General features: G+C 50.4%; 21 protein-coding genes and 2 riboswitches. Of the genes, 12 read left to right on the top strand and 9 right to left on the bottom strand.

Annotated elements, in window-relative coordinates:
• Window positions 1–21 precede the first annotated feature (21 nt).
• Window positions 22–1,431, bottom strand: a complete 1,410-nt coding sequence (ahcY, locus tag ACIDF8_RS00540) for an adenosylhomocysteinase (protein ID WP_412008704.1) — start codon at window positions 1,429–1,431, stop codon at window positions 22–24.
• Window positions 1,432–1,524: 93 nt separating this feature from the next.
• A riboswitch (S-adenosyl-L-homocysteine riboswitch) is annotated at window positions 1,525–1,607 on the bottom strand.
• 226 nt (window positions 1,608–1,833) lie between these two features.
• On the opposite strand from ahcY, the gene ACIDF8_RS00535 reads away from it, so the two are divergent.
• The gene (locus ACIDF8_RS00535) at window positions 1,834–1,983 is read left to right on the top strand and encodes a hypothetical protein (protein WP_194749138.1); all 150 of its coding nucleotides are present in this window, start codon (window positions 1,834–1,836) and stop codon (window positions 1,981–1,983) included.
• A 125-nt stretch (window positions 1,984–2,108) separates the two neighbouring features.
• Here the strand turns inward: ACIDF8_RS00535 and ACIDF8_RS00530 are convergent, their stop codons facing one another.
• The 5 genes from ACIDF8_RS00530 to ACIDF8_RS00510 form a co-directional block, all read right to left on the bottom strand.
• Window positions 2,109–3,116 (bottom strand): S1 family peptidase, encoded by a 1,008-nt coding sequence (locus tag ACIDF8_RS00530; RefSeq protein WP_412008703.1) that lies wholly within the window; start codon window positions 3,114–3,116, stop codon window positions 2,109–2,111.
• 367 nt (window positions 3,117–3,483) lie between these two features.
• Window positions 3,484–5,040, bottom strand: a complete 1,557-nt coding sequence (locus tag ACIDF8_RS00525) for a cryptochrome/deoxyribodipyrimidine photo-lyase family protein (protein ID WP_412008702.1) — start codon at window positions 5,038–5,040, stop codon at window positions 3,484–3,486.
• Complete coding sequence (locus tag ACIDF8_RS00520; RefSeq protein ID WP_412008701.1) at window positions 5,027–5,911, bottom strand: alpha/beta hydrolase; 885 nt, start codon at window positions 5,909–5,911, stop codon at window positions 5,027–5,029. Before ACIDF8_RS00520 ends, ACIDF8_RS00525 begins: the two co-directional genes overlap by 14 nt.
• A gap of 46 nt (window positions 5,912–5,957) precedes the next feature.
• Window positions 5,958–7,124: a sensor domain-containing diguanylate cyclase gene (locus ACIDF8_RS00515; protein WP_412008700.1), complete on the bottom strand. Its 1,167-nt coding sequence runs from the start codon at window positions 7,122–7,124 to the stop codon at window positions 5,958–5,960.
• Window positions 7,125–7,163: 39 nt separating this feature from the next.
• Window positions 7,164–7,628 (bottom strand): EVE domain-containing protein, encoded by a 465-nt coding sequence (locus ACIDF8_RS00510; RefSeq protein ID WP_412008699.1) that lies wholly within the window; start codon window positions 7,626–7,628, stop codon window positions 7,164–7,166.
• A gap of 68 nt (window positions 7,629–7,696) precedes the next feature.
• Between ACIDF8_RS00510 and ACIDF8_RS00505 the strand changes: the two genes are divergently transcribed.
• Window positions 7,697–8,056 carry a DUF2237 family protein gene (locus ACIDF8_RS00505; RefSeq protein ID WP_412008698.1) on the top strand — a complete coding sequence of 120 codons (360 nt, stop codon included), beginning with the start codon at window positions 7,697–7,699 and terminating at the stop codon, window positions 8,054–8,056.
• Window positions 8,057–8,343: 287 nt separating this feature from the next.
• Here ACIDF8_RS00505 and ACIDF8_RS00500 read toward each other — a convergent pair whose 3' ends face one another.
• Both ACIDF8_RS00500 and ACIDF8_RS00495 read right to left on the bottom strand, forming a co-directional pair.
• Window positions 8,344–8,646, bottom strand: coding sequence for a cell division protein ZapA (locus ACIDF8_RS00500; protein ID WP_412008697.1), 303 nt, complete (start codon window positions 8,644–8,646; stop codon window positions 8,344–8,346).
• 2 nt (window positions 8,647–8,648) lie between these two features.
• Window positions 8,649–8,885 carry a hypothetical protein gene (locus ACIDF8_RS00495; RefSeq protein WP_412008696.1) on the bottom strand — a complete coding sequence of 79 codons (237 nt, stop codon included), beginning with the start codon at window positions 8,883–8,885 and terminating at the stop codon, window positions 8,649–8,651.
• A 90-nt stretch (window positions 8,886–8,975) separates the two neighbouring features.
• Window positions 8,976–9,188, top strand: a riboswitch (cobalamin riboswitch).
• 137 nt (window positions 9,189–9,325) lie between these two features.
• Here ACIDF8_RS00495 and ACIDF8_RS00490 point away from each other — a divergent pair.
• The 10 genes from ACIDF8_RS00490 to ACIDF8_RS00445 all read left to right on the top strand — a co-directional run bounded on the left by ACIDF8_RS00490 (window position 9,326) and on the right by ACIDF8_RS00445 (window position 18,813).
• Complete coding sequence (locus tag ACIDF8_RS00490; protein ID WP_412008695.1) at window positions 9,326–11,257, top strand: TonB-dependent receptor; 1,932 nt, start codon at window positions 9,326–9,328, stop codon at window positions 11,255–11,257.
• Between the two features lie 67 nt (window positions 11,258–11,324).
• Window positions 11,325–13,181, top strand: coding sequence for a TonB-dependent receptor domain-containing protein (locus ACIDF8_RS00485; RefSeq protein WP_412008694.1), 1,857 nt, complete (start codon window positions 11,325–11,327; stop codon window positions 13,179–13,181).
• An 87-nt stretch (window positions 13,182–13,268) separates the two neighbouring features.
• Complete coding sequence (locus ACIDF8_RS00480) at window positions 13,269–13,838, top strand: hypothetical protein (RefSeq protein ID WP_412008693.1); 570 nt, start codon at window positions 13,269–13,271, stop codon at window positions 13,836–13,838.
• Between the two features lie 15 nt (window positions 13,839–13,853).
• Window positions 13,854–14,459, top strand: a complete 606-nt coding sequence (cobO, locus tag ACIDF8_RS00475) for a cob(I)yrinic acid a,c-diamide adenosyltransferase (protein ID WP_412008692.1) — start codon at window positions 13,854–13,856, stop codon at window positions 14,457–14,459.
• Window positions 14,459–15,742 (top strand): cobyrinate a,c-diamide synthase, encoded by a 1,284-nt coding sequence (locus tag ACIDF8_RS00470; protein WP_412008691.1) that lies wholly within the window; start codon window positions 14,459–14,461, stop codon window positions 15,740–15,742. The genes cobO and ACIDF8_RS00470 overlap by 1 nt, the downstream gene beginning before the upstream one ends.
• Entirely contained in the window at window positions 15,739–16,410 is a 672-nt protein-coding gene (bluB, locus tag ACIDF8_RS00465; RefSeq protein WP_287032544.1) for a 5,6-dimethylbenzimidazole synthase, read from the top strand. Before ACIDF8_RS00470 ends, bluB begins: the two co-directional genes overlap by 4 nt.
• Window positions 16,407–17,210: a cobalamin-binding protein gene (locus ACIDF8_RS00460; protein WP_412008690.1), complete on the top strand. Its 804-nt coding sequence runs from the start codon at window positions 16,407–16,409 to the stop codon at window positions 17,208–17,210. The genes bluB and ACIDF8_RS00460 overlap by 4 nt, the downstream gene beginning before the upstream one ends.
• Window positions 17,207–17,731: a bifunctional adenosylcobinamide kinase/adenosylcobinamide-phosphate guanylyltransferase gene (cobU, locus tag ACIDF8_RS00455; protein ID WP_412008689.1), complete on the top strand. Its 525-nt coding sequence runs from the start codon at window positions 17,207–17,209 to the stop codon at window positions 17,729–17,731. Before ACIDF8_RS00460 ends, cobU begins: the two co-directional genes overlap by 4 nt.
• Window positions 17,732–17,745: 14 nt before the next feature.
• A complete protein-coding gene (locus ACIDF8_RS00450) occupies window positions 17,746–18,561 on the top strand; it encodes a DUF4198 domain-containing protein (RefSeq protein ID WP_412008688.1) in 816 nt (271 codons plus the stop codon).
• Between the two features lie 33 nt (window positions 18,562–18,594).
• A complete protein-coding gene (locus ACIDF8_RS00445) occupies window positions 18,595–18,813 on the top strand; it encodes an RNA-binding S4 domain-containing protein (RefSeq protein WP_412008687.1) in 219 nt (72 codons plus the stop codon).
• On the opposite strand, the gene ACIDF8_RS00440 is transcribed toward ACIDF8_RS00445, so the two are convergent.
• Window positions 18,810–20,261, bottom strand: a complete 1,452-nt coding sequence (locus tag ACIDF8_RS00440; protein WP_412009623.1) for a cobyric acid synthase — start codon at window positions 20,259–20,261, stop codon at window positions 18,810–18,812. The genes ACIDF8_RS00445 and ACIDF8_RS00440 overlap by 4 nt on opposite strands.

The following is a 20,261-nucleotide window of genomic DNA, read 5'->3' as shown; positions in this document are numbered from 1 at the left end:
AGTTTCAGAGGTAATCACCGCTTAGTATCTGTAATGGTCTGGCTTAAATGGACCCGTTTTGCTCACGCCAATATAGGCTGCTTGTGCATCGGTCAAGGTCGTCAATTGTGCATTGAGTTTCTTCAGCTGCAAAATCGCCACTTTTTCATCCAGATGTTTAGGCAGTGTGTATACACCGACTGGATACTTGCCGGTCTGGGTAAACAATTCAATCTGCGCAATGGTCTGGTTAGCAAAGCTGGAGCTCATCACATAGCTTGGGTGGCCAGTACCGCAACCCAGGTTGACCAGGCGGCCTTTTGCCAGCAGGATGATACGTTTGCCGTCAGGGAAAATCACATGATCCACTTGTGGTTTGATCTCTTCCCACTGGTATTTTTCGATGCTGGCAACATCAATCTCATTGTCGAAGTGGCCGATGTTACACACGATGGCCTGGTCTTTCATTTTGGCCATGTGTTCATGCGTAATCACATGGTAGTTACCAGTCGCCGTGACAAAAATATCCGCATGCTCAGCGGCGTAATCCATGGTCACCACGCGGTAGCCTTCCATGGCGGCCTGCAAGGCACAAATCGGGTCAATTTCAGTCACCCACACTTGGGCAGACAAGGCACGCAATGCTTGTGCAGAGCCCTTACCCACGTCACCGTAACCGGCGACCACGGCGATTTTGCCGGCAATCATCACGTCGGTCGCGCGTTTGATGCCGTCTACCAATGATTCACGGCAGCCATATAAGTTGTCAAACTTGGACTTGGTCACAGAATCATTGACGTTAATAGCAGGGAAAGCCAATTTGCCTTCTTTGTGCATTTGGTACAAACGGTGGACACCAGTGGTGGTTTCTTCAGTTACGCCTTTAATCGCGGCCAAACGTACGGAGTACCAGGTCGGATCTGTTTTCAGTTTGGCCTTGATGGCATTAAACAAGCAGATTTCTTCTTCTGAAGTCGGGTTGGCAACCACAGACAGATCTTTTTCTGCACGGCTACCCAAATGCAGCAGCAAAGTGGCATCGCCGCCATCATCCAGGATCATGTTGGAGTAGCCACCGTCAGTCCACTCAAAAATGCGGTGAGTGTAATCCCAATAGTCTTCCAGCGTTTCGCCTTTGACGGCGAACACGGCAGTCCCGGTGGCTGCAATCGCTGCTGCCGCATGGTCTTGGGTAGAAAAAATATTACAGGAAGCCCAGCGTACTTCAGCACCCAAGTCCTTCAGGGTTTCAATCAGCACAGCGGTCTGAATCGTCATATGCAAGGAACCGGTGATACGGGCGCCTTTGAGCGGTTGTTGAGCAGCATATTCCTCACGAATTGCCATCAAGCCAGGCATTTCAGTCTCGGCAATCGCAATCTCTTTGCGACCCCAGTCAGCCAGTGACATATCAGCAACAACGTAATCTTTGATATCAGCTACAGTATTCATGTTTCAAATCCTTAAAAAAATGAAAACTGAGCAGGAAAAGTTCGATAAGAACCGGTGGCAACTTTGTTCACCTTTTTTCCGTGCTCGCACAGTGAAAAGTGAACGCCGTTGAGATGCTTTGCAGCAAATGCTCTGAGCCTGGGAGTCGGATGACTCTCGCAGCGTTCCTCAGAAGTTGCGAATTATACGCCAACCCAGGCATTTTACAAAAAACTAATCTTGTGCATCTGCAGAATAGCAGGCAAAAACAAGTGCAGATATTCAGCTAAACCAGGGGTTGAAACTGATTCATTAAATTGAACCGATTAGATGTGGTTACTCTGTAAAATCAGCTTCATCTGGCTATGCGATGATGACATCACGTTCTCAAATAATCCTATTTCGCATAGAAAGGTGGTTCGTATGACAATGTATCAAGTGATGGATGAAGAAAACCATTGCATCGCAACCTTTCATCATTTTCAGGAAGCCATGTATACCGCACAAGATTTTACCCTGTGGGATGATGAACACTACTACCATGTCGAAGAACTCGATCTGGCGGTTGCATAAGCATCAGTAGCGATTAAATTAGCCAGCATCAATGTTGTCAGCGGCTCTGACGTTGCTAAAAACCAAAAGCGCCATTCCTGGCGCTTTTTTGTTGAAGGTGATTAAGATGGGCGAGAACTACCTGCCTAAGGCAGGCTTTTCATTGCCACTTTAAGCTCTTCTGCCTTTTCGGCATCCAACTGGGTCAGTGTATTCACATTGGCCAGTGCCTCAATATGTTTACCGTTAGACTCTGCAATCAAGCCGAGGTAGTAAAAGGCTTGGCTATGCTGGTCGTTCATGCTGACCACGCGATGTAAATGTTGCTCAGCCATGGTTAAGTCTTTGGTTTCATACTCAGCGGCTGCCAGGTAAAACCAGGCTTCAGTGTTGTGAGGCTCTTGTGTGGTCCATTGCTCGGCAATCACTTTCAGGCCGCTCCAGTCTTTGTGCAGGTAAGGGAAGACCACTTTCATGAAATAAGGCCATTCTGTCGCAGGTTTACCCCAGAAAGGCAACTCGCTTTTCACCACGATGGGGCCCGCTGGTTGCTCAATCAAGGCCTTGACCCAGTCGATGGACATGTAATAGTAGTAGGCATCTTTGCCAGGACTCTTGAGTGTGATCAAACCCACCAGCGCACCCGTCTCATCAAACAGGCCACCACCGCTGGCACCCTGCCTAAAACTGCTGGTGGCGCGCACAATCACAGAGTCATCCATGGTAAACAAACCCTTGACCACCCCTTGACTGCTTACCGGTGCGGCGACAAAACTGGGATAACCGATATTGAATACGGCTTGCTCGTATTTGAGCTCGCGGCTGGACTTCATGCTGACCGGGCCAATGGGCAAGTCTTCCATTTGCAGCATGCATACATCATGCTTCCAATCTGGTTTGACGCCAACGGCATGATAAGCCGCGCCGCCACTAACCACGCTGATACTGGTGGCATTTGCCACGACATGACAGTTGGTGACCACCTGGTTTTCAGCGACGACGACGCCAGAACCGAGTCCGTATTGCCCGTTTTTCAAGCCCACTTGTACACGCAGCACACGGCTGTTTAACGCCTGCATGAGCTCTGCAGAAGGTTCCGCCAATACAGGCATTACCAGGCAACCTAACAAACATCCAATTAACCATTTTGTCATGTCTTGCTCCAATCTGCGAAGGTAGGCCACAAGGATTGCACTACCCGTAATACGTTTTGGAAAGCTTCTTAAGTCATAGATAGCAAAACGTATTCCAACCAGAAAAAGCCAGAACATGTGCGCAAAGCAAAGCGTGACCACAATAAAATTGCGATCAACAAAAGAATAAAATGTTAATTAAAATCAATGGGATAAAAATATAAAACCACCCTCAATCGGGTATATCATCTTAAATAACGCTGGCCCTGAGACGGGCGCCAGTCAGTACAAAGCCAAACCGGCGCACAAAATCAGTGCACAAAAACGGTGCACGCACTACGGCGTAGCACAGCCTGCCAGATCGAGGTAGGGGTTGCCTCACTGCTGGCTAAAACTGTAGCGAAAGTTGCGAAACTGATTGATTGGTGGTGGTAGCGGCGTTTTTACGCGTTTGTCCACGCGCAACTTTGGGGAAATGGCGCGATCTGCGTGAGGCATGCCGTTGCAAAATAGCAGAGACGTCATGCGGCGGGATGGCTTGCCTGATGGCAAACCAGTCTTGTTTGGCCGCCTGGATCGCCTGGCCAATATCGAGCATGGGCGCAGGATAATCGCGGCCGATGATACAGCCATACTGCCGCTGCAAATTGAGTGGCATGCGCCAGGGTTCAAAAATCCAGCACTCAGGCACCTGGCGCAATGCAGGAATCCACTGCCGCACAAAGCGGCCCTGTGGATCCTGAACCAACGCTTGTTTGACCGGGTGATAAATCCGTAAGGTATTGATTCCGGTCGTCCCGGATTGCATTTGCACTTGCGGCCAATGAATTCCGGGCTCGTAATCGACAAAGGTTCTGGCGAGATGCAACCCACTCTGCCGCCACGGGAGTTGCAGCAGATAACTGGCGGTACTCATGAGCATGGCGCGCATGCGAAAATTCAGCCAGCCACTATGATTCAGCATCTGCATACAGGCATCTACCAGCGGCCAGCCCGTCTGGCCAGATTGCCAAGCCTGTAAACGCATGACCCTCTCGGCATCTGGCAGCCGGTACTGCAAGGCCTCAAAGCCGCGGTAAAAGCTTTCATGCTCAATACGCGGCTCGCTTTCAAGTTTTTGCATGAAGTGGCAATGCCAGTGCAAGCGGCTCTCAAAGCTGTGTAGATGACGCCGCTGCGCCACATTTTCAGTGTGTTGCGAAGCAGCACGTGTGGCTTGTACCAAGGTGGGCAGGCTGAGCGCACCCCAGGCGAGATACGGAGAGAGGCGGCTACACGCCCGCGTGGCACTGAGCGGGCTGGAGAGCCCACGCTGGTAGCAGTGCACACGACGCGTTAAAAAATCTGCCATCACTGACTCAGCAACCCCTGCACCGCCTATTTGCCGCGCGGCTTGCGGCGCTCCTGCGACCACAGGTAGCCGCTCCAGGCCGTGATGGGGTATCCGAACGCCCACCATCCTCGCTGGTAACGCACTAAGGGGCGCCTGCATCCGTGACTCCCAATGCGCCTGCCAGCGTTGCCTATCTTGCAGCCGCCTCACCACCCCATTTTGCGGCCATTCGCGCCAGGCGATTCCCTGCGCCCTGCACCACGCTTGCACCTGCGTGTCGATGCCGTAAGTCTGTTGGTTACCGGTTTCTTCATGGCTATACAGTCCAGCAATCCCGAATTTTGCATGCAGCTTTTGCAAAAGCGTCAACGGGTCATGGTGATAGACATGCAAATGCAATCCAATCTGATGCAGCGCGTCTGCCAGTGCTTGTAAACACTCCTTGACGAACAAGGCCTGGCTCAGGCTGGCATCTTCTGCGGCCCACACTTGAGGTGCCCAGATAAACAGGGGGAGCACCTGACCGGCTGCACAGGCCGCGGCCAGCGCCGCGTGATCTGCCACACGCAAATCACGCTTGAACCAGACCACGTGCAAATTACGCGGAGGCATGCTGAGCCATCCAGCCGCAAATATCCTGAAGTAACGGGCTATTACCTCGTAATGGTCTGGCCAGCTTGGCCACCATATCAACGTGATCATAGTTCGGATAAGTCAGCAGTGTGACCTCACTGCCCTGCGCTTCAAGCGCCTGCGCCAAGTTGATGGAATTTCGGGGCCAGACTGTGCGGTCTTTCAGGCCAGCCAGCAATAACAAGGGCGGATGCTGACCGCGCACAAAACGGATCGGCTGCGACTGCCACTCCTGGTCGGGTGGCGCAAAAATGGCGCGTAACGTCTCAGAGGTCAGCGGCAGGAAATCATAAGGTCCAGCCAAGCCCACCGTGCCTTTAATCACCGCAGGCGACAAGCCAGCCGCTGCCAGATAGACTGGATTCAAGCTCAGCATGACGGCCAGGTGTGCGCCAGCAGAATGCCCCATCAAAAACAGGCGGGAGGCATCTCCATGATAATCGGCTGCGTGTTCCCGCACCCATTGCACCGCCAGGGCGGGATCCTGCATCAATTGTGGAAATTTCACCTCAGGATAAAGCCGGTAATCAGCTATCACCACCAGCATCCCTTGCGAAGTCAACGCCTCTGCTACAAACAGGTAGTCCTGCTTGCTGCCAGAGTCCCAGCTACCGCCATAAAAAAACACCACCACAGGGTGCGGTGTGCTTGCCTGATCGCGTGGCTGATAAATATCCAGTCGTTGCCTGCGGTGCGGCCCAAAGGCAATGTTGCGATGGACGTGCATCCCTTTGTCGGGAATCACTGCATTTAACAACGTTACGGGACGGCATGCCGACAGGATGAGGCCCGTGAGACCAGCGATCCAGCTGCGACGGGTTAATTGGAGAGGATGTGGAGTCATAGGCATTGATGACCATGCCTAGAGTAGAAAATTCCCGTGCAAATAATGATCGCTAGTGGTTAGCAATATAAACGCGGTTACGCCCCTGCTGCTTGGCGGTATATAAGGCGAAATCAGCCATCCTCATCAGCTGCGTCAGCCCATCCTGCGGTCCCAGCTGCGCCGTAGAGACCAGGCCAAAAGAGGCTGTGTAATGAATCTGCTCACCCTGCTCGCTCATCACGCTATGATCAATCTCCGAGCGCAAGCGCTCTATCACACGTGCAGCTTCGTTCAGGTCTGCCATCGGCATCAAAATGCCAAACTCCTCCCCGCCGAGGCGGCCCACCATATCGCTGGTGCGTAAAGCGCTCACGCAACGCAGGCAAAAATTCTGCAACACCAGGTCGCCGGCATGATGTCCGTACTGATCATTGATTTTCTTGAAAAAGTCGATATCCACCATCGCAAACGAAAACGGCGAACCATAGCGCTGAAAACGGCGGATCTCGGACTCCAGCTCATGGATAAAATGCCGACGGTTGGCGATGCCGGTTAAAAAATCGGTAAAGGCAAACTTGTCCGCCTCTAGATGCAACTGATAAATGCGCCCGCCAACAAATAGACCCACCAGCAAAAACAAAGACACCAGCAACGCTGCATAGGTGATGCCCCTGCGGGTATGGCTAGCCATGCGCTTTTCACTCTCGGCCACATACTCATTGGCGCGCAAGTCAGCGTGCGCCAGCACCGCTGCATTTAATTCGGCCACTTTAGCAAAGCGTGCATTCCAGGCAGTCTCAAGCAAGGCATTGGCTTGGGCATAATGCCCGTCTGCCAATTGTTTAATCACCAGCGCTGTCATTTCATCCAAAGCCAGCAAGTGCTGCCTGAGCCTGGGTAACTGGGTCGGATCTCCAGAATAATTACGCGCAATGTTGGAAATTTTTTCCTGGGCGGCTAACTCATGCCCTTTAATCAAAGCCACAGTGTTGATTAAATGTACGCTATCGGCTTGGATCAATGTGGCATAGAGCAAGTCACTGCGGATCTGGTGCAGGTGAGATTCCAGGGCCTGTGCCGCATTGGATACGGTAAAAGGCTGCTCATAGAAGTTACGCGTCGTCTGGTGCATTTCGCGCATGCTGGAAAAGTAAATCCAGAGAAACAACAATACCCCCACGAGAACAATCATAAAACCGGCAACCAGGATGTACAGGACCGCTTTTCTTCGCTTCATGCTCATATTTGGATATGCTGCCACGCTCGCCTAAAAGAATTATTTGCTCAGTAGCTCGGTTATGAATGTCCACTCTTGGGGATCGACTGGGGTGATCGACAAGCGGTTCCCTTTTTGCAGGATGCGCATCTGGGCGAGTGCAGGCGTTTCACGCATCTCTTTCAGACTCAACAACCGGGTTTTGCGCACGAGCTTGACGTCCACATTAAACCAACGCGGGCTTTCTGGCGTAGCCTTGGGATCAAAATACTTATGCCCTGCTACAAATTGAAAGCGGTCTGGATAAGCCAGGCTACTGACCTCACAAATACCGACAATGCCTGGTTGGTCGCAATTGGAATGGTAAAACAATACGCCATCGCCTACTTTCATCTGGTCACGCATAAAATTCCGCGCCTGATAATTGCGCACCCCGTACCAATCTACCGTCTGGTTGGTGAACCCTGCCAAATCATCAATTGAGACGTCCGAGGGTTCGGATTTCATTAACCAGTAACGCGCCATGCTGAAAGACCTTCTTTACACATCTAAATGCCAGTATCATAAACCAAGTTAGAGTACAGTTGAAAATCATGACAAAAAACGTATTAGGCACCCTGTTGATCCCCTGTAGCACCCAGCCGCTCACAGGATTTATGCGCGATGGCTGTTGCAGCCACCATGCGGAAGACATGGGCAGGCATACCGTCTGCGCAGAAATGACAGACGAGTTTTTAGCGTTTTCACAAGCTCAAGGCAATGATTTATCCACGCCACGGCCTGAATATGCATTTCCCGGACTCAAAGCCGGCGACCGCTGGTGTGTATGCGCAAAAAGATGGCTGGAAGCCAGTGAAGCAGGCTATGCGCCGCCAGTGATTTTAGAGTCTTGCCATGAAAACTGCCTGGAAATCATTAGCTTGGCAGACCTCAAATATCACGCACTGAGGTAATACAGCAGGAAGAATGATGCGGAAAAGATGTGCTAAGGGGTTACCTGAGCCGCTAATCCTGAACCAAAAAGTTCAGGTGGTAACAGCCTAAGGTACATTAGGTTCGCACGCCAAGGGAGTCTTAAAAGACCACCCAACTTAGTGCGATCGCACCGCACCTGATGAGCCGAAACCTATAACAAAGACTAGTTCAAGGAATTTTGGACTCAGGCAACGCCTTAGCACACCGTTTTTATGATACGCCATTTCATATCAATGACGGTTAAAATTTTGTGAAATGAAGCGGATTACAACAGTTTGTGCTGACCAGACAACATATCATCAATCTGTTGCTGCATGGTAGAAATACGTTTTTTCACATCACCAACATCTACGCCACCACTGCGCGTATTCAACAACTCATGGGTAATGTTAAGCGCAGCCATGATGGCAATACGCTCCACACTCACCATCTTGCCTACATCACGAATCTCGCGCATTTTACCATCAAGGTAGCCCACTGCCTGCAACAAGCTGTCGCGCTCTTCGTCAGTACAAGTCACGCTAAACGCGCGACCCATGATTTCAATATCAATTGGCTGCTTTGCCATGACTAACGACCTTCCTCAGGCAATGCCGACAACAGCCGCTCCAACTGCACACTGGCTTGCGTCATATTGAGCTTCAGCGACTGTGACTCCTTATGCAGGCGCGTCACCTCCTGACGTAACTCCACGTTCTCGTCACGCAGCTGGCCGCACAAAGCAATCAGCTTCGTCACGCGCTCTTCAAGACTTTTTAAATCGGCATCCATCAGCCCATTATCTTTTAAAAAAACGAGTGTGGTCAATAGCTAAGCGCATTTTTTCAAAGTAAGTTAACAATTTAAAGCGCCCTGCAAGCCAAGAGGCAACTGGTCAAAGCAAGCACTTTAGACTAGAATGCAAACCAGTTGTCAGGTGCTTGAAGCTGCATTTCCCGCAGCCAAAGTGAAACTGGGAAACAGGTGCGCGAACCTCGTTCGCAATGCCTGTGCTGCCCCCGCAACGGTAAGCAAGTGCGGGTCTATCCATATGCCACTGAGTGAAAACTTGGGAAGGCGATAGATCAAAACTTGCCAGCCCGGAGACCGGCCTAGCGACTTAAATTGCAATACCGCGGGGTGACGGTTTCTGATCATAATGAAGGCATGGCTTAGCAACAAGCGATGCGTTTATTCATTTTCTGTTGACTCCCCGGTATTGACCATCAACCCACATGCGGGGTCGCATGTGACACAGGGATAAGAAAATGAAAAAAAAGCTTTTATGTAGCGTGGTTGCCACGCTACTCACTTCACCGGTCTTTGCTGAAGACCTTGAAGTCGATACAGTCACCATCAGGTCATCTGGTTTTGAGCGCAAAGACACAGAGACAACCTACACATCTGAAATTCACACGTCAAAACAAATAGCAGCATCTGGCGCAAGTACCTTATATGATTTTCTTGCTAAATACTCTGCATTAAATATGCTATCTGGCTTTGGCAACAAAGCTGCACCACTCATGAATTTGCGTGGTTATGGCAATGAAAACGGCTATCAGAACGTTGTCGTAAGCGTGGACGGTCAACGTTTAAATAACATAGACATGTCACCGCAACTGATTGGCGCAATACCACTTAGTAACATTGAGCGCATTGAAATTAGTAAAGGCAGTGGCTCGGTCATCTATGGTGATGGGGCAACTGCAGGCGCTATCCAAATATACACCAAGGACAAAACTGGTATTTCCATCGTCGGCTCTTTGGGCAATTATGGTCAAAAGTCGGGTTATATTTCCGGAGGTATTGCCAGCGAATATATCTCCCTCTCAGCAAGCGCATCCGATGATAGTTATGATGGGTTTAGTAAGAAGGATATTTTTGGAAAACGTGATAGCTTCGACAGCACTTCACAAAATGTCAAACTAACCATCAAACCGATAGATAAACTTCGCTTAAAGGCTGATGCAACAAGCGCTCGAATCAGTACATATTATGTAGGCCCACTCACTAAAGCAGAATTTGATGACAATCCACGTCAAAATGGCGGTAATGCTTATACATTCCAGCGCTATGAAATGGACCAGTGGCGTGCAGGCTTGGAATATGACATCAATGAGAGGCTGATGGTCAGTTACGCTCACAACAATCAGCACAAGACCTCCTTCTTTGACTCCCCTCAACCTCCATTTCCATTCTCTCAACTACGTACCTATAATTACAAAAGTGATGAGCTGCTGTTCAAATTTGCAGCAGAAAACTTAAAGGTAATCATAGGCGCACAAAGCTTTGACGGAACAATGGAGCGCATCTCAGATAAAAGCAGCAAAAACAATCTTGGTTTATTCACACAAACAGAATATCAATTAGACAATCTCACGCTATCTGCAGGCGCGCGACATGAACGTGTCAATTACCGGTTGCAATCTTTTGGTTCGCAATCCATAAACAAAGAGCACACTTTAGAAGCATTCGATGTAGGTGCTAACTACAAATTGAATCAAGAGTTGTCGCTGTTCTCGAATTTGAACTATGCCTTCCAAGCTCCAGATATAGATCGCTTCTTTAACTTCGGCTCTGGCTTCAACCCAGATATCGTGCCTGCAAAATCCAAAACATTGAATATTGGTTTAAATCATGTCACCCAAACCAACCGTTTCAAAGTTTCTGGTTTTTACGCTAGGCTAACTAACGAAATTTTTTACAACCCAACAATGGGGTTCTTTGGCACTAATACAAATATTGATCGATCACATAAATATGGCTTAGAAATTCAAGACCAATTAAAGCTAACTGATCAGTTAAGTACAGGCATCATTTACACCTTCACGCGCGCAATGATCGATAGTGACAATGACGGTAGCGTTTTAATCAAAAATAAAGATTTGCCAGGTGTGCCTAAACACACTGCCGTTGCAAACATTAACTATCAATTTTTGAATAATATTGCCTTAAACTTGAACCACACATGGCGCGCTAAAGCCTACGCATTTAACGATCTACAAAACAACTTCGATCAAAAACAGAATCGTTATGAGTCAACCAATCTGACATTGAGTTATCAATATAAAAACTTAAATATTTACACAGCAGTTAATAATATCTTTGAGCATGAAAACTCTATTCAAGTACAAGACAACACAATCTACCCAATAGATTTTGCGCGAACCTGGCGAGTGGGGCTAAAAGCTGACTTTTAATAGCTCTAATTGACTTAGCGCCACACAGCATTGACTGAGTGGCTTTGCACTCGCACAGGAAATTTAAATGAAAAAAATAGCATTATTAGGGCTAATCTCAGCTCTGCCCATCAACACTTACGCCGCAGATGACACCATCACGGCATTGGACGAAATAGTCGTTACCTCCAGCAGAACAGCACAGTCCACGAAAACAGTCACTGGCGATATCACCGTCATCGATAGAGAGGAAATCAATCGATTACAAGGCGGCTCTTTAGCAGATTTACTGCGATTGCAACCTGGCGTTCAAACCTACACAAATGGTGGTATGGGGACAAGTAGCAATATTTCACTACGTGGCACGAATGACAATCAACTGATTGTGTTAGTTGATGGTGTACGCATCAACTCCGGGACGACTGGTACGACCGCCTTTGAAAATATCCCCTTGGCACTCATAGAGCGGATTGAAATTCTACGCAGCCCCGCTTCTAGCCTTTATGGCTCTGATGCAATCGGTGGCGTTGTTCAGATTTTCACTAAACGCGGCAAAAGTAATAAAACACATATTTACGGAAGCGCTGGTGCGGGCAGCTACGACTCCTACACGGGGAATGCAGGTTTTGATACTACATACCAGGCTTTAAAACTGGGGGCCCAAGTCAGCAATTACGACACCCGTGGCATCTCTGCAAAGAAAAACCCGCCATCAGTATTTGATAAAGATAGAGATGGGTATTATAACTTTAGTAGTTCAGCATATGCAGACCTGGAGCTCGCGCCTGGTCATTCTGTGGGCATACATTATCTGGAAAGCAAAGGTCACAACCAATACGATAATGCTTATGCAGGTGGCAACTATCTGGAACGTCATCAGCAAGGCTATGGCATTGCGTTAAAAAACACACTGACTGAACATTGGAACAGCAAACTGGAATATAACGTTGGCTTTGACCGATCCTTCAGCATTAGCAGTGCTTCACTTAATAGCAATATTGAAACCGAGCAACGCCAGCTCTCCTGGCAGCACGACTACCGCTTGACACACGGTATGGTGACGTTCGCTTACGACAGGCTGGAGCAGGATGTCGTGACTCAGTCAAATGGCAGGGACACTCTGAATAGAGGTCGTAACAATGATGCATTTGTTCTCGGTTATGTAGGTAATTTGGATGCGCACAGCACTCAATTGTCACTTCGTGAAGATCATAACAGTCAATTTGGCAACTTCACTACTGGTGGTATGGGTTATGGTTATGCATTATCGCCAGAGTGGCGATTGACTGCGCAATATGGCTCGTCTTTCAGGGCACCGACATTTAACCAACTTTATGCCATCAGATTTGGCGACTCAACTTTACCATCAGAAAAAGCCGACAATCTCGAAGCCAGTGTCCGTTATCAGGGCCAGACATTCCAAGCCAAGTTGACAGCATTCGATAACCATATTCGCAATTTCATCCAAACCGTCACTTCAGGCTGCCCCGCTGGCTTTACGAGTGGCTGTGCAGTCAATGTCGGCAAGATTGAAATACAGGGTATGACTTTAGAAGGCAGCATGCCGATTGGCGATCAATGGTTAATCACCGCCAACGCCACCATACAGTCTCCGCGAATTGATGCCACTGACAATTTGTTGGCAAGACGTGCTCAACGTTATGGAAATGTAGTTTTGCAGTATAAAAATGGTGCTTGGGACTGGTCCAGCGAACTCACGGCTTCGTCTGAACGCTATAACGACACAGCAAATAACGTACCGATGAGTGGGTATGCCTTACTTAATTCAACCTTAGCCTATCAAATCAATACAAACTGGCGACTCCAAGCGAGAGCCAATAACATACTGGATAAAAACTATGTGCTGGCTATTGCACCTGCAAACATTGCTTACAACACCATGGGCACTAATATCTTTGTGAGCCTGAACTACGACATGAAGTAACTGGCAAAGTGGATTTTGCCCAAGGCCTAATCGAATTGGGCTAAAATTCACCCCTTGTGATTAATCTTAAATTTTGGAGTCGTTGGCATGCCACGTAAAATTTCAACCCAATCTCTGGCAATTGCGCTTGCTATTGCACTGATGGTCATCGTCACACGCGGCCATCATTTTGCTTCTATCGATTTTTTGCCTAGTGCGTCTTACGCAGCGTTCTTTATTGCCGGCTATTACTTGCGCTCGACAATCATGTTTGTTGCCCTGCTAGCTTTGTGCGCTGGCCTGGATATGGCAGCAGTGACCTGGGGTGGCGTGAGCAACTTCTGTGTGACGCCTGCCTATGGCTTTTTGTTACCAGCTTATGGCACCATGTGGCTGGCTGGCCGCTGGACCGCAGAAAATACCACATGGGCATTCAGCAGTCTCTTTAAATTGACGGGTATCGTCGTGGTTGCATCGGCGATTGCCGAGTTGTTTTCAAGCGGTGGTTTCTACTTCTTTGGTGGCCGTTATCCTGACCCAACCTTGGCTGAATTTGTGCCACGCTTGGTGAAATACTTCCCAAAACAGCTCGAAGCGATTGCATTCTGGGTGGTTGTGGCATTGATTGCACATGTGGTGTTTGGCCTGGCCAAGCGTTCCGTGCGCGAAAACGCTTAAGCTATACACTGCATCATGGAAACCAATGACCGCGACAGCCGCCACAAGGCGCGCATGATCCGTAAAAAAGCGGTCATTGATGAAAAAATCGAGCAGGCCAATCAAGAAAAAGGCCTGCTACTCATCCTCACCGGCAACGGCAAAGGCAAAAGTTCTTCTGCCTTTGGCATGGTTGCGCGTTCCCTGGGCCACGGCATGCGTGTCGGCGTAGCCCAATTCATCAAAGGCCGCTCAGATACCGGCGAAGAAGCTTTTTTCCGCCAGCACCCTGCTGTCACCTGGCATGTGCTCGGCGAAGGCTTTACCTGGAACACCCAAGACCGCCAGCGCGATACCGAAACCGCCATGCGTGGCTGGCAGATTGTGGCCGGGATGCTGCAAGACCCAGCCATTCAGCTGGTGGTGCTGGATGAGCTCACCTACACCTTCAAATATGGTTACCTGGACGAGCAAATGGTCCTCCACGCCATTGCCAACCGTCCGCCCATGCAGCACGTGGTGATCACTGGCCGCGGCGCTTCTGAAGCCTTGAGAAATGCAGCCGACACTGTGTCTGAACTCATGGACGTGAAACATGCCTGGCGCGCAGGCATTAAAGCCCAGGCTGGGATAGACCTGTAATGCAAGCGACCGTAGCATCCTGCCATGCCATGCTAATGGCAGCGCCGGCATCGGGGCAGGGTAAAACCATGACCACCGCGGCCTTGGCGCGGGCCTATAAAAACCGTGGCCTGCGCGTGCAAGCCTTTAAATGCGGGCCTGACTTTATCGACGGCATGATTCTGCAAGTGGCGACTGGCAAGCCCGTTTACAACCTCGACCTGGGCATGTGTGGTGAAGCCGATGCACAACGGCTGCTACACAAGGCCGCCAAGGAAAACGATGTAATTCTGCTCGAAGGCGTCATGGGGCTCTACGATGGCACCCCTTCTTGTGCCGATATTGCTGAGCGCTTCAGCATTCCGGTCGGTTTGGTGATCAATGCAAAATCCATGGCGCAAACCTTTGCAGCGATAGCTTATGGTTTGTATGCGTTCAGGCCAGCTTTAAAAAAAGCAGGCGTCATCGCCAACCAGGTCGGCAGTGAGGGTCATGCCAAGATGATACAAGCGGCCTTGCCAGCGGATATTCCGTGGCTAGGCGCGATGACACATGATACGCAACTGAGCCTGCCAGAGCGTCACCTCGGTTTGCATCTTGCACAGGAAATTGCCGATATTGATCAGCGCATTGAAGCGGCGGCTCAACTGCTCGGACTAGAGATTCCGTTGCCACCCATCGTACAATTTGCAGCGCCAGCACAACAAGTCATTGAACCATTACTACAAGGCAAAACCATTGCTGTAGCGAAAGATACCGCCTTCTGCTTTACTTATCAGGCCAACCTCGATCTGCTGCAAACCCTGGGTGCAACCATTCAGCTCTTTTCACCCCTGCATGATGCGCACTTGCCCGAGGCAGATGCTTACTGGCTGCCGGGCGGTTACCCGGAATTGCATCTGGAGCAACTGCAACACAACACCGCCATGCGTGAAGGTTTGCATGCTGCCGTTCAGGCGAATAAACCACTCCTGGCCGAGTGTGGCGGCATGCTCTCATTGGCTGAAACGCTGAATGGCCGCCCTGTGTTTGGCCTATTGCCGGGTAGCGCTGAGATTCAACCAAAACTACAAGGCTTGGGCACACAGCATGCCACGTTTACAACGAACGCTGAAACAGCAAGCATAGGCGCGCATACCTTTCACTACGGCCGCTTTGAAACTCACTTGCCGGTGATCGCACAAGGCAGAGGCAAATATGGCGCCGGTGAACCGGTCTACCAACAAGGTAGCATCACCGCCAGCTTTTTGCACTTTTACTTCCCGTCTAACCCAGCCTTGGCCGCACAGTTTTTCCTGCCATGAGTTTTGCTTATTCTGAGGCCGATAAAGCGGCGATTTACAAAGTGATTGCTGAGCGGCGCGATATGCGGCACTTTTTGCCGACGCCGATTGCGCCCGAGTTACTGCAAAAATTATTGCAGGCGGCCCATCACGCGCCGAGTGTCGGTCTCATGCAGCCTTGGCGTTTTATCCGCATTAGCGATGCCACTTTGCGTCAGTCCATCCACAAGCTGGTCGATGAAGAGCGCAAATTTACAGCGCAAGCGATTGGTGAATATGACAACACGGCCCGCATGGCCGAGTTTATGCGGCTTAAAGTGGAAGGAATCCTCGATTGCGGCGAAGTGCTGGTCGCCACCTTGTGCGACCAGCGCGAAAAACATATTTTTGGCCGTCGTACATTGCCGGAAATGGATCTTGCTTCGGTCAGCTGCGCAATTCAAAACTTGTGGCTCGCTGCACGTGCAGAAGGCATAGGCATGGGCTGGGTCAGCCTGTTTGACCCACAACAATTGGCGCAGTTATTGAATATGCCAGAAGGCGCCAAACCAGTAGCGATTTTATGCCTGGGTTATGTGAATACATTTTACAAATCACCCATGCTGGTGGAAGAAGGCTGGACCACAGAAAAACCGCTTTCTGAGATGCTGATGGAAAACGGCTGGAAGAATAACGAGGCCCAGCCATGAAACACTGGCCTCAACGGATTGTCTGCCTGACGACAGAAACGGTGGAAGTACTCTACTTGCTGGGGGAGCAGGACCGTATTGTCGGCATTTCTGGCTTCACCACCCGCCCCGCCATTGCCCGCAAAGAAAAACCCAAGATCAGCGCCTTTACCAGTGCCAATATTGAGAAAATCCTGGCACTGCAGCCTGACCTGGTGCTGTGTTTCTCCAACTTGCAAGCTGAGATTGCGGCCTCACTGATCAAAGCCGGTTGCCAGGTACATGTGTTTAACCAGCGCAGCCTGGATGAAACCTTGCAGATGATATTGACCGTCGGCGATCTGGTTGGCGCCAGCGAGAAGGCAGAGCTGCTGGTAGCCACTTACCAGGCACAACTGACAGCTGCGCGGCAGCAAGCGGCCACCTGGACGCACAAACCCAAGGTGTATTTTGAAGAGTGGGATGAGCCCATGATGTGCAGTATCCGCTGGGCGGCGGAGTTGATCACCGCCGCCGGTGGCGAAGATTGCTTCCCCGAACTCAGCCCCTTTCATAGCGCACGTGACCGTACAGTCACCGCAGAACAAGTGCTGGCCAGACAACCGGATATCATCATCGGCTCCTGGTGCGGCAAGAAATTTCAGCCAGAAAAAGTCAAAACACGCGAAGGCTGGTATGCAATGCCTGCGATTCGTGACGAGCATGTTTACGAAATCAAATCTGTTGATATCTTGCAGCCTGGCCCCGCGCTATTTAGCGAAGGCCTGCCGCAACTGCAAGCCATCATGCAACGCTGGCAACAGCAAAGGAGCGACACATGAGCACCCATTTGATTTTAGGCGGCGCCCGCAGTGGCAAAAGTGCCTACGCCGAGCGTCTGGCCTCTGTGCTTGAGATGCCGGTGACTTATATTGCCACCGCGCAGGTCTATGACGATGAGTTCGCCAAACGCGTGGAACATCACAAAACCCGCCGCCCGCCTTACTGGGGCTTGGTAGAAGCGCCATTTAACCTGGGCCAGACCTTGCTGGAAAATGATGCACCCGACACCTGCCTGATTGTGGATTGCCTGACCTTATGGCTTGCGCAATGTATCTGCCCAGATTGTGACAAACCGGAACGGCTGGACTGGCAGGCCGAAAAACAGGCCTTGCTGAATGCCTTGCCGCAATTGCAAGCACAGGTATTCCTGGTCAGCAACGAGGTGGGCATGGGCATTGTGCCGCTAGGCGAAATCAACCGCCAATTTCAGGATGAGCAAGGCCGTTTAAACCAGCATGTAGCTGCGGTTGCCGACCACGTCAGCTTTATTGCGGCAGGCTTGCCACTCAAGCTTAAATAATAAGAAAGCCCTTTATGAAAAAGTTTTTCCTCGTTCTCATCGCGCTGGTCACTGCCCAGGCTGTCGAGGCGCATGTGCCGTTTTTAAAACCCAACCAGTTCAATGTCACTCATCACCGCCTGACCATTGAATCTGCGTTTACCGAGTTCCCATTCCAGGCTGACTTTGCCATGGACTCGCCTAACTTCACCATCACTTCACCACGTGGCGAGACCACAGCCATTAAGCCAATTGCCAAAACGAAAGCGGCGGTTTATCTGGAGCCGGAACTCAAAGAAGAAGGTACCTACCGCATCAGTACAGGGCAACGTGTAGGGCCTGTGTATAAAGCGGTAGAGACGCCAGACAAAAAACTGTATTTTGCGGCCGATATGAAACGCGTGAGCGGCAAGCCAACCACCATGAATTACTACAGCTATGCCGACACCTATATTTTCAAAGGGCAACAAAAATACAAGCCTGTGCCTTTGAATAAAGGCCTGGAGATCATCCCGCTGATTTCGCCAAATGGTGTGATATTAGGGGGTGAACTGCGTTTGCAAGTATTGGAAGAGGGCAAACCGGTGCCGAATGCCCGCATTATCGTGGTCACCGATAACGAGCACTTTAGCAAGCGCCGCATTGAAGACTTGTATGATGTCGAAAACGTCAGGGCGTCGAATATCCATGCCAATGCGCAAGGTGAATTTGTGTTTCATCCGCAAAAAGCCGGGTTGAACTTCCTGTTTGTGACGGTACATCACCAGCTCAACGAACAATTGTGGGAAAGCCAGAATGCGTCACTGACGCTGGAAGTGAATTTGCCCCCAGAAAATACCAACAAGCCTTAAAATGACCGCTTTAAAAGATTGATGAGATAACACATGGCAACGACGACTTTTCAACTGAGAGGCGAATACATCGCGCTGTGTGACTTGCTCAAACTGGAAGGCGTGGCCGACAGCGGTGGTCAGGGCAAGTCCATGGTGGCCGAAGGACTGATCAAGGTGGATGGCGTCATCGAGCGCAGGAAAACCGCCAAAATCCGCGCTGGGCAGGTGGTACAGGCATTTGAGCAGACCATCAAGGTCGTTGCTGGTTAAGCTGGCACAAAGTCTTTGGGCAAGTAAGCAGCAAGCGCTGACCAGTTGAAGTGCTGCTGCACGCTGTCTGCCAGTTTCTCCAGACTTTCTTCACGCAATTGCGTGTAGTCGTAATCCACCTGTGTAGTTAACCCCGCCCATTGCAACCATGCAGCGCACGCTTGTGGATGGTCAAACAGACCATGTACGTAACTACCAGCCACCTGGCCATCTTCTGAACGCGCGCCTTCCGCAAGACCGTCTATCAGGTGTACCGGACGCTCCAATGCTGTACCTGTACTGACCCCCATATGAATCTCATAGCCTTGCAATTCTGCCTCGGCAAAAGCCAGTTTTCCGCAAACTTGTTTGAGCTGTTTATGAGGTTCCAAGGTCGTTTCCATTGGCAGCCAACCCAGGCCTGCGCTACTACCAGCTTCACCTTCTATCGCCAGCGGGTCATGTAATTGCTCGCCCAACATCTGAAAGCCGCCGCAGATACCCAGTAGTTTGCCGCCATAACGTAAATGGCGCGCAATCGGGGCCTCCCAGCCATGCGCGCGTAAAGCTGCCAAATCACCGCGGACATTCTTGCTACCGGGCAAAATGATTAAATCTGCCGCTGGCACGGGTTCGTTCAAACGCACAAACTTAAGGTCAACTTGCGGGTGCAAACGCAGCGCATCAAAGTCGGTATGGTTGGCGATATGCGGTAATACAGGCACCACCACGGTGAGTTGAGCATCTGCTTTTTTTAACTGGCTTTTGGCAACCGCGTCCTCTGCTTCCAGGTGCAAATCGTGCAGATAAGGCAGCACGCCAATCACAGGTTTGCCGGTGTGTGCTTCCAGCCAATCCAGCCCCGGTTGCAGCAAGGCAATATCGCCACGGAATTTGTTAATCACAAAGCCGACCACCCTGGCCTGCTCGCTTTCAGATAACAAGGCCAATGTGCCAACCAGATGCGCAAACACACCGCCCTTATCAATATCCGCCACCAAAATTACTGGGCAATCTACCGCTTCGGCAAAGCCCATATTGGCAATATCGTTGGCGCGCAAATTGATTTCGGCCGGGCTGCCTGCACCTTCAACCACCACACAATCATACTGTTGTTGCAGCCGCTGATAGGATTGCAGCACCGCCTGCATGGCGGTTTTTTTATAGTCGTGGTAAGTACTTGCTTCCTGGTTACCCACCACCTGCCCGTGAATAATCACCTGGCAACCGGTATCCGAATTAGGTTTGAGCAGTACCGGATTCATATCGGTATGTGGTGCCAAACCGCAGGCCATGGCCTGCACCGCTTGCGCACGGCCGATCTCGCCGCCATCCTCAGTCACCGCTGCATTCAAGGCCATGTTTTGCGGCTTGAATGGCACGACGGCGACCCCGCTGCGGTACAATACGCGGCACAATCCGGCCACCAGCGTACTTTTACCGGCATCCGACGTGGTGCCCTGAACCAT

Source organism: Methylophilus sp. 3sh_L (genome assembly GCF_046766015.1).
In the GTDB taxonomy this organism is placed as follows: Bacteria; Pseudomonadota; Gammaproteobacteria; order Burkholderiales; family Methylophilaceae; genus Methylophilus.
This window is presented reverse-complemented; position numbering and strand designations above follow the sequence as displayed.

Bases quoted from the DNA above. Each gene is read 5' to 3' on its own strand.
- ahcY (WP_412008704.1), bottom strand. From the start codon at position 1,431: ATGAATACTGTAGCTGATATCAAAGATTACGTTGTTGCTGATATGTCA.
- ACIDF8_RS00535 (WP_194749138.1), top strand. From the start codon at position 1,834: ATGACAATGTATCAAGTGATGGATGAAGAAAACCATTGCATCGCAACC.
- ACIDF8_RS00530 (WP_412008703.1), bottom strand. From the start codon at position 3,116: ATGACAAAATGGTTAATTGGATGTTTGTTAGGTTGCCTGGTAATGCCT.
- ACIDF8_RS00525 (WP_412008702.1), bottom strand. From the start codon at position 5,040: ATGCCTCCGCGTAATTTGCACGTGGTCTGGTTCAAGCGTGATTTGCGT.
- ACIDF8_RS00520 (WP_412008701.1), bottom strand. From the start codon at position 5,911: ATGCCTATGACTCCACATCCTCTCCAATTAACCCGTCGCAGCTGGATC.
- ACIDF8_RS00515 (WP_412008700.1), bottom strand. From the start codon at position 7,124: ATGAAGCGAAGAAAAGCGGTCCTGTACATCCTGGTTGCCGGTTTTATG.
- ACIDF8_RS00510 (WP_412008699.1), bottom strand. From the start codon at position 7,628: ATGGCGCGTTACTGGTTAATGAAATCCGAACCCTCGGACGTCTCAATT.
- ACIDF8_RS00505 (WP_412008698.1), top strand. From the start codon at position 7,697: ATGACAAAAAACGTATTAGGCACCCTGTTGATCCCCTGTAGCACCCAG.
- ACIDF8_RS00500 (WP_412008697.1), bottom strand. From the start codon at position 8,646: ATGGCAAAGCAGCCAATTGATATTGAAATCATGGGTCGCGCGTTTAGC.
- ACIDF8_RS00490 (WP_412008695.1), top strand. From the start codon at position 9,326: ATGAAAAAAAAGCTTTTATGTAGCGTGGTTGCCACGCTACTCACTTCA.
- ACIDF8_RS00485 (WP_412008694.1), top strand. From the start codon at position 11,325: ATGAAAAAAATAGCATTATTAGGGCTAATCTCAGCTCTGCCCATCAAC.
- ACIDF8_RS00480 (WP_412008693.1), top strand. From the start codon at position 13,269: ATGCCACGTAAAATTTCAACCCAATCTCTGGCAATTGCGCTTGCTATT.
- cobO (WP_412008692.1), top strand. From the start codon at position 13,854: ATGGAAACCAATGACCGCGACAGCCGCCACAAGGCGCGCATGATCCGT.
- ACIDF8_RS00470 (WP_412008691.1), top strand. From the start codon at position 14,459: ATGCAAGCGACCGTAGCATCCTGCCATGCCATGCTAATGGCAGCGCCG.
- bluB (WP_287032544.1), top strand. From the start codon at position 15,739: ATGAGTTTTGCTTATTCTGAGGCCGATAAAGCGGCGATTTACAAAGTG.
- ACIDF8_RS00460 (WP_412008690.1), top strand. From the start codon at position 16,407: ATGAAACACTGGCCTCAACGGATTGTCTGCCTGACGACAGAAACGGTG.
- cobU (WP_412008689.1), top strand. From the start codon at position 17,207: ATGAGCACCCATTTGATTTTAGGCGGCGCCCGCAGTGGCAAAAGTGCC.
- ACIDF8_RS00450 (WP_412008688.1), top strand. From the start codon at position 17,746: ATGAAAAAGTTTTTCCTCGTTCTCATCGCGCTGGTCACTGCCCAGGCT.
- ACIDF8_RS00445 (WP_412008687.1), top strand. From the start codon at position 18,595: ATGGCAACGACGACTTTTCAACTGAGAGGCGAATACATCGCGCTGTGT.
- ACIDF8_RS00440 (WP_412009623.1), bottom strand. From the start codon at position 20,261: ATGGTTCAGGGCACCACGTCGGATGCCGGTAAAAGTACGCTGGTGGCC.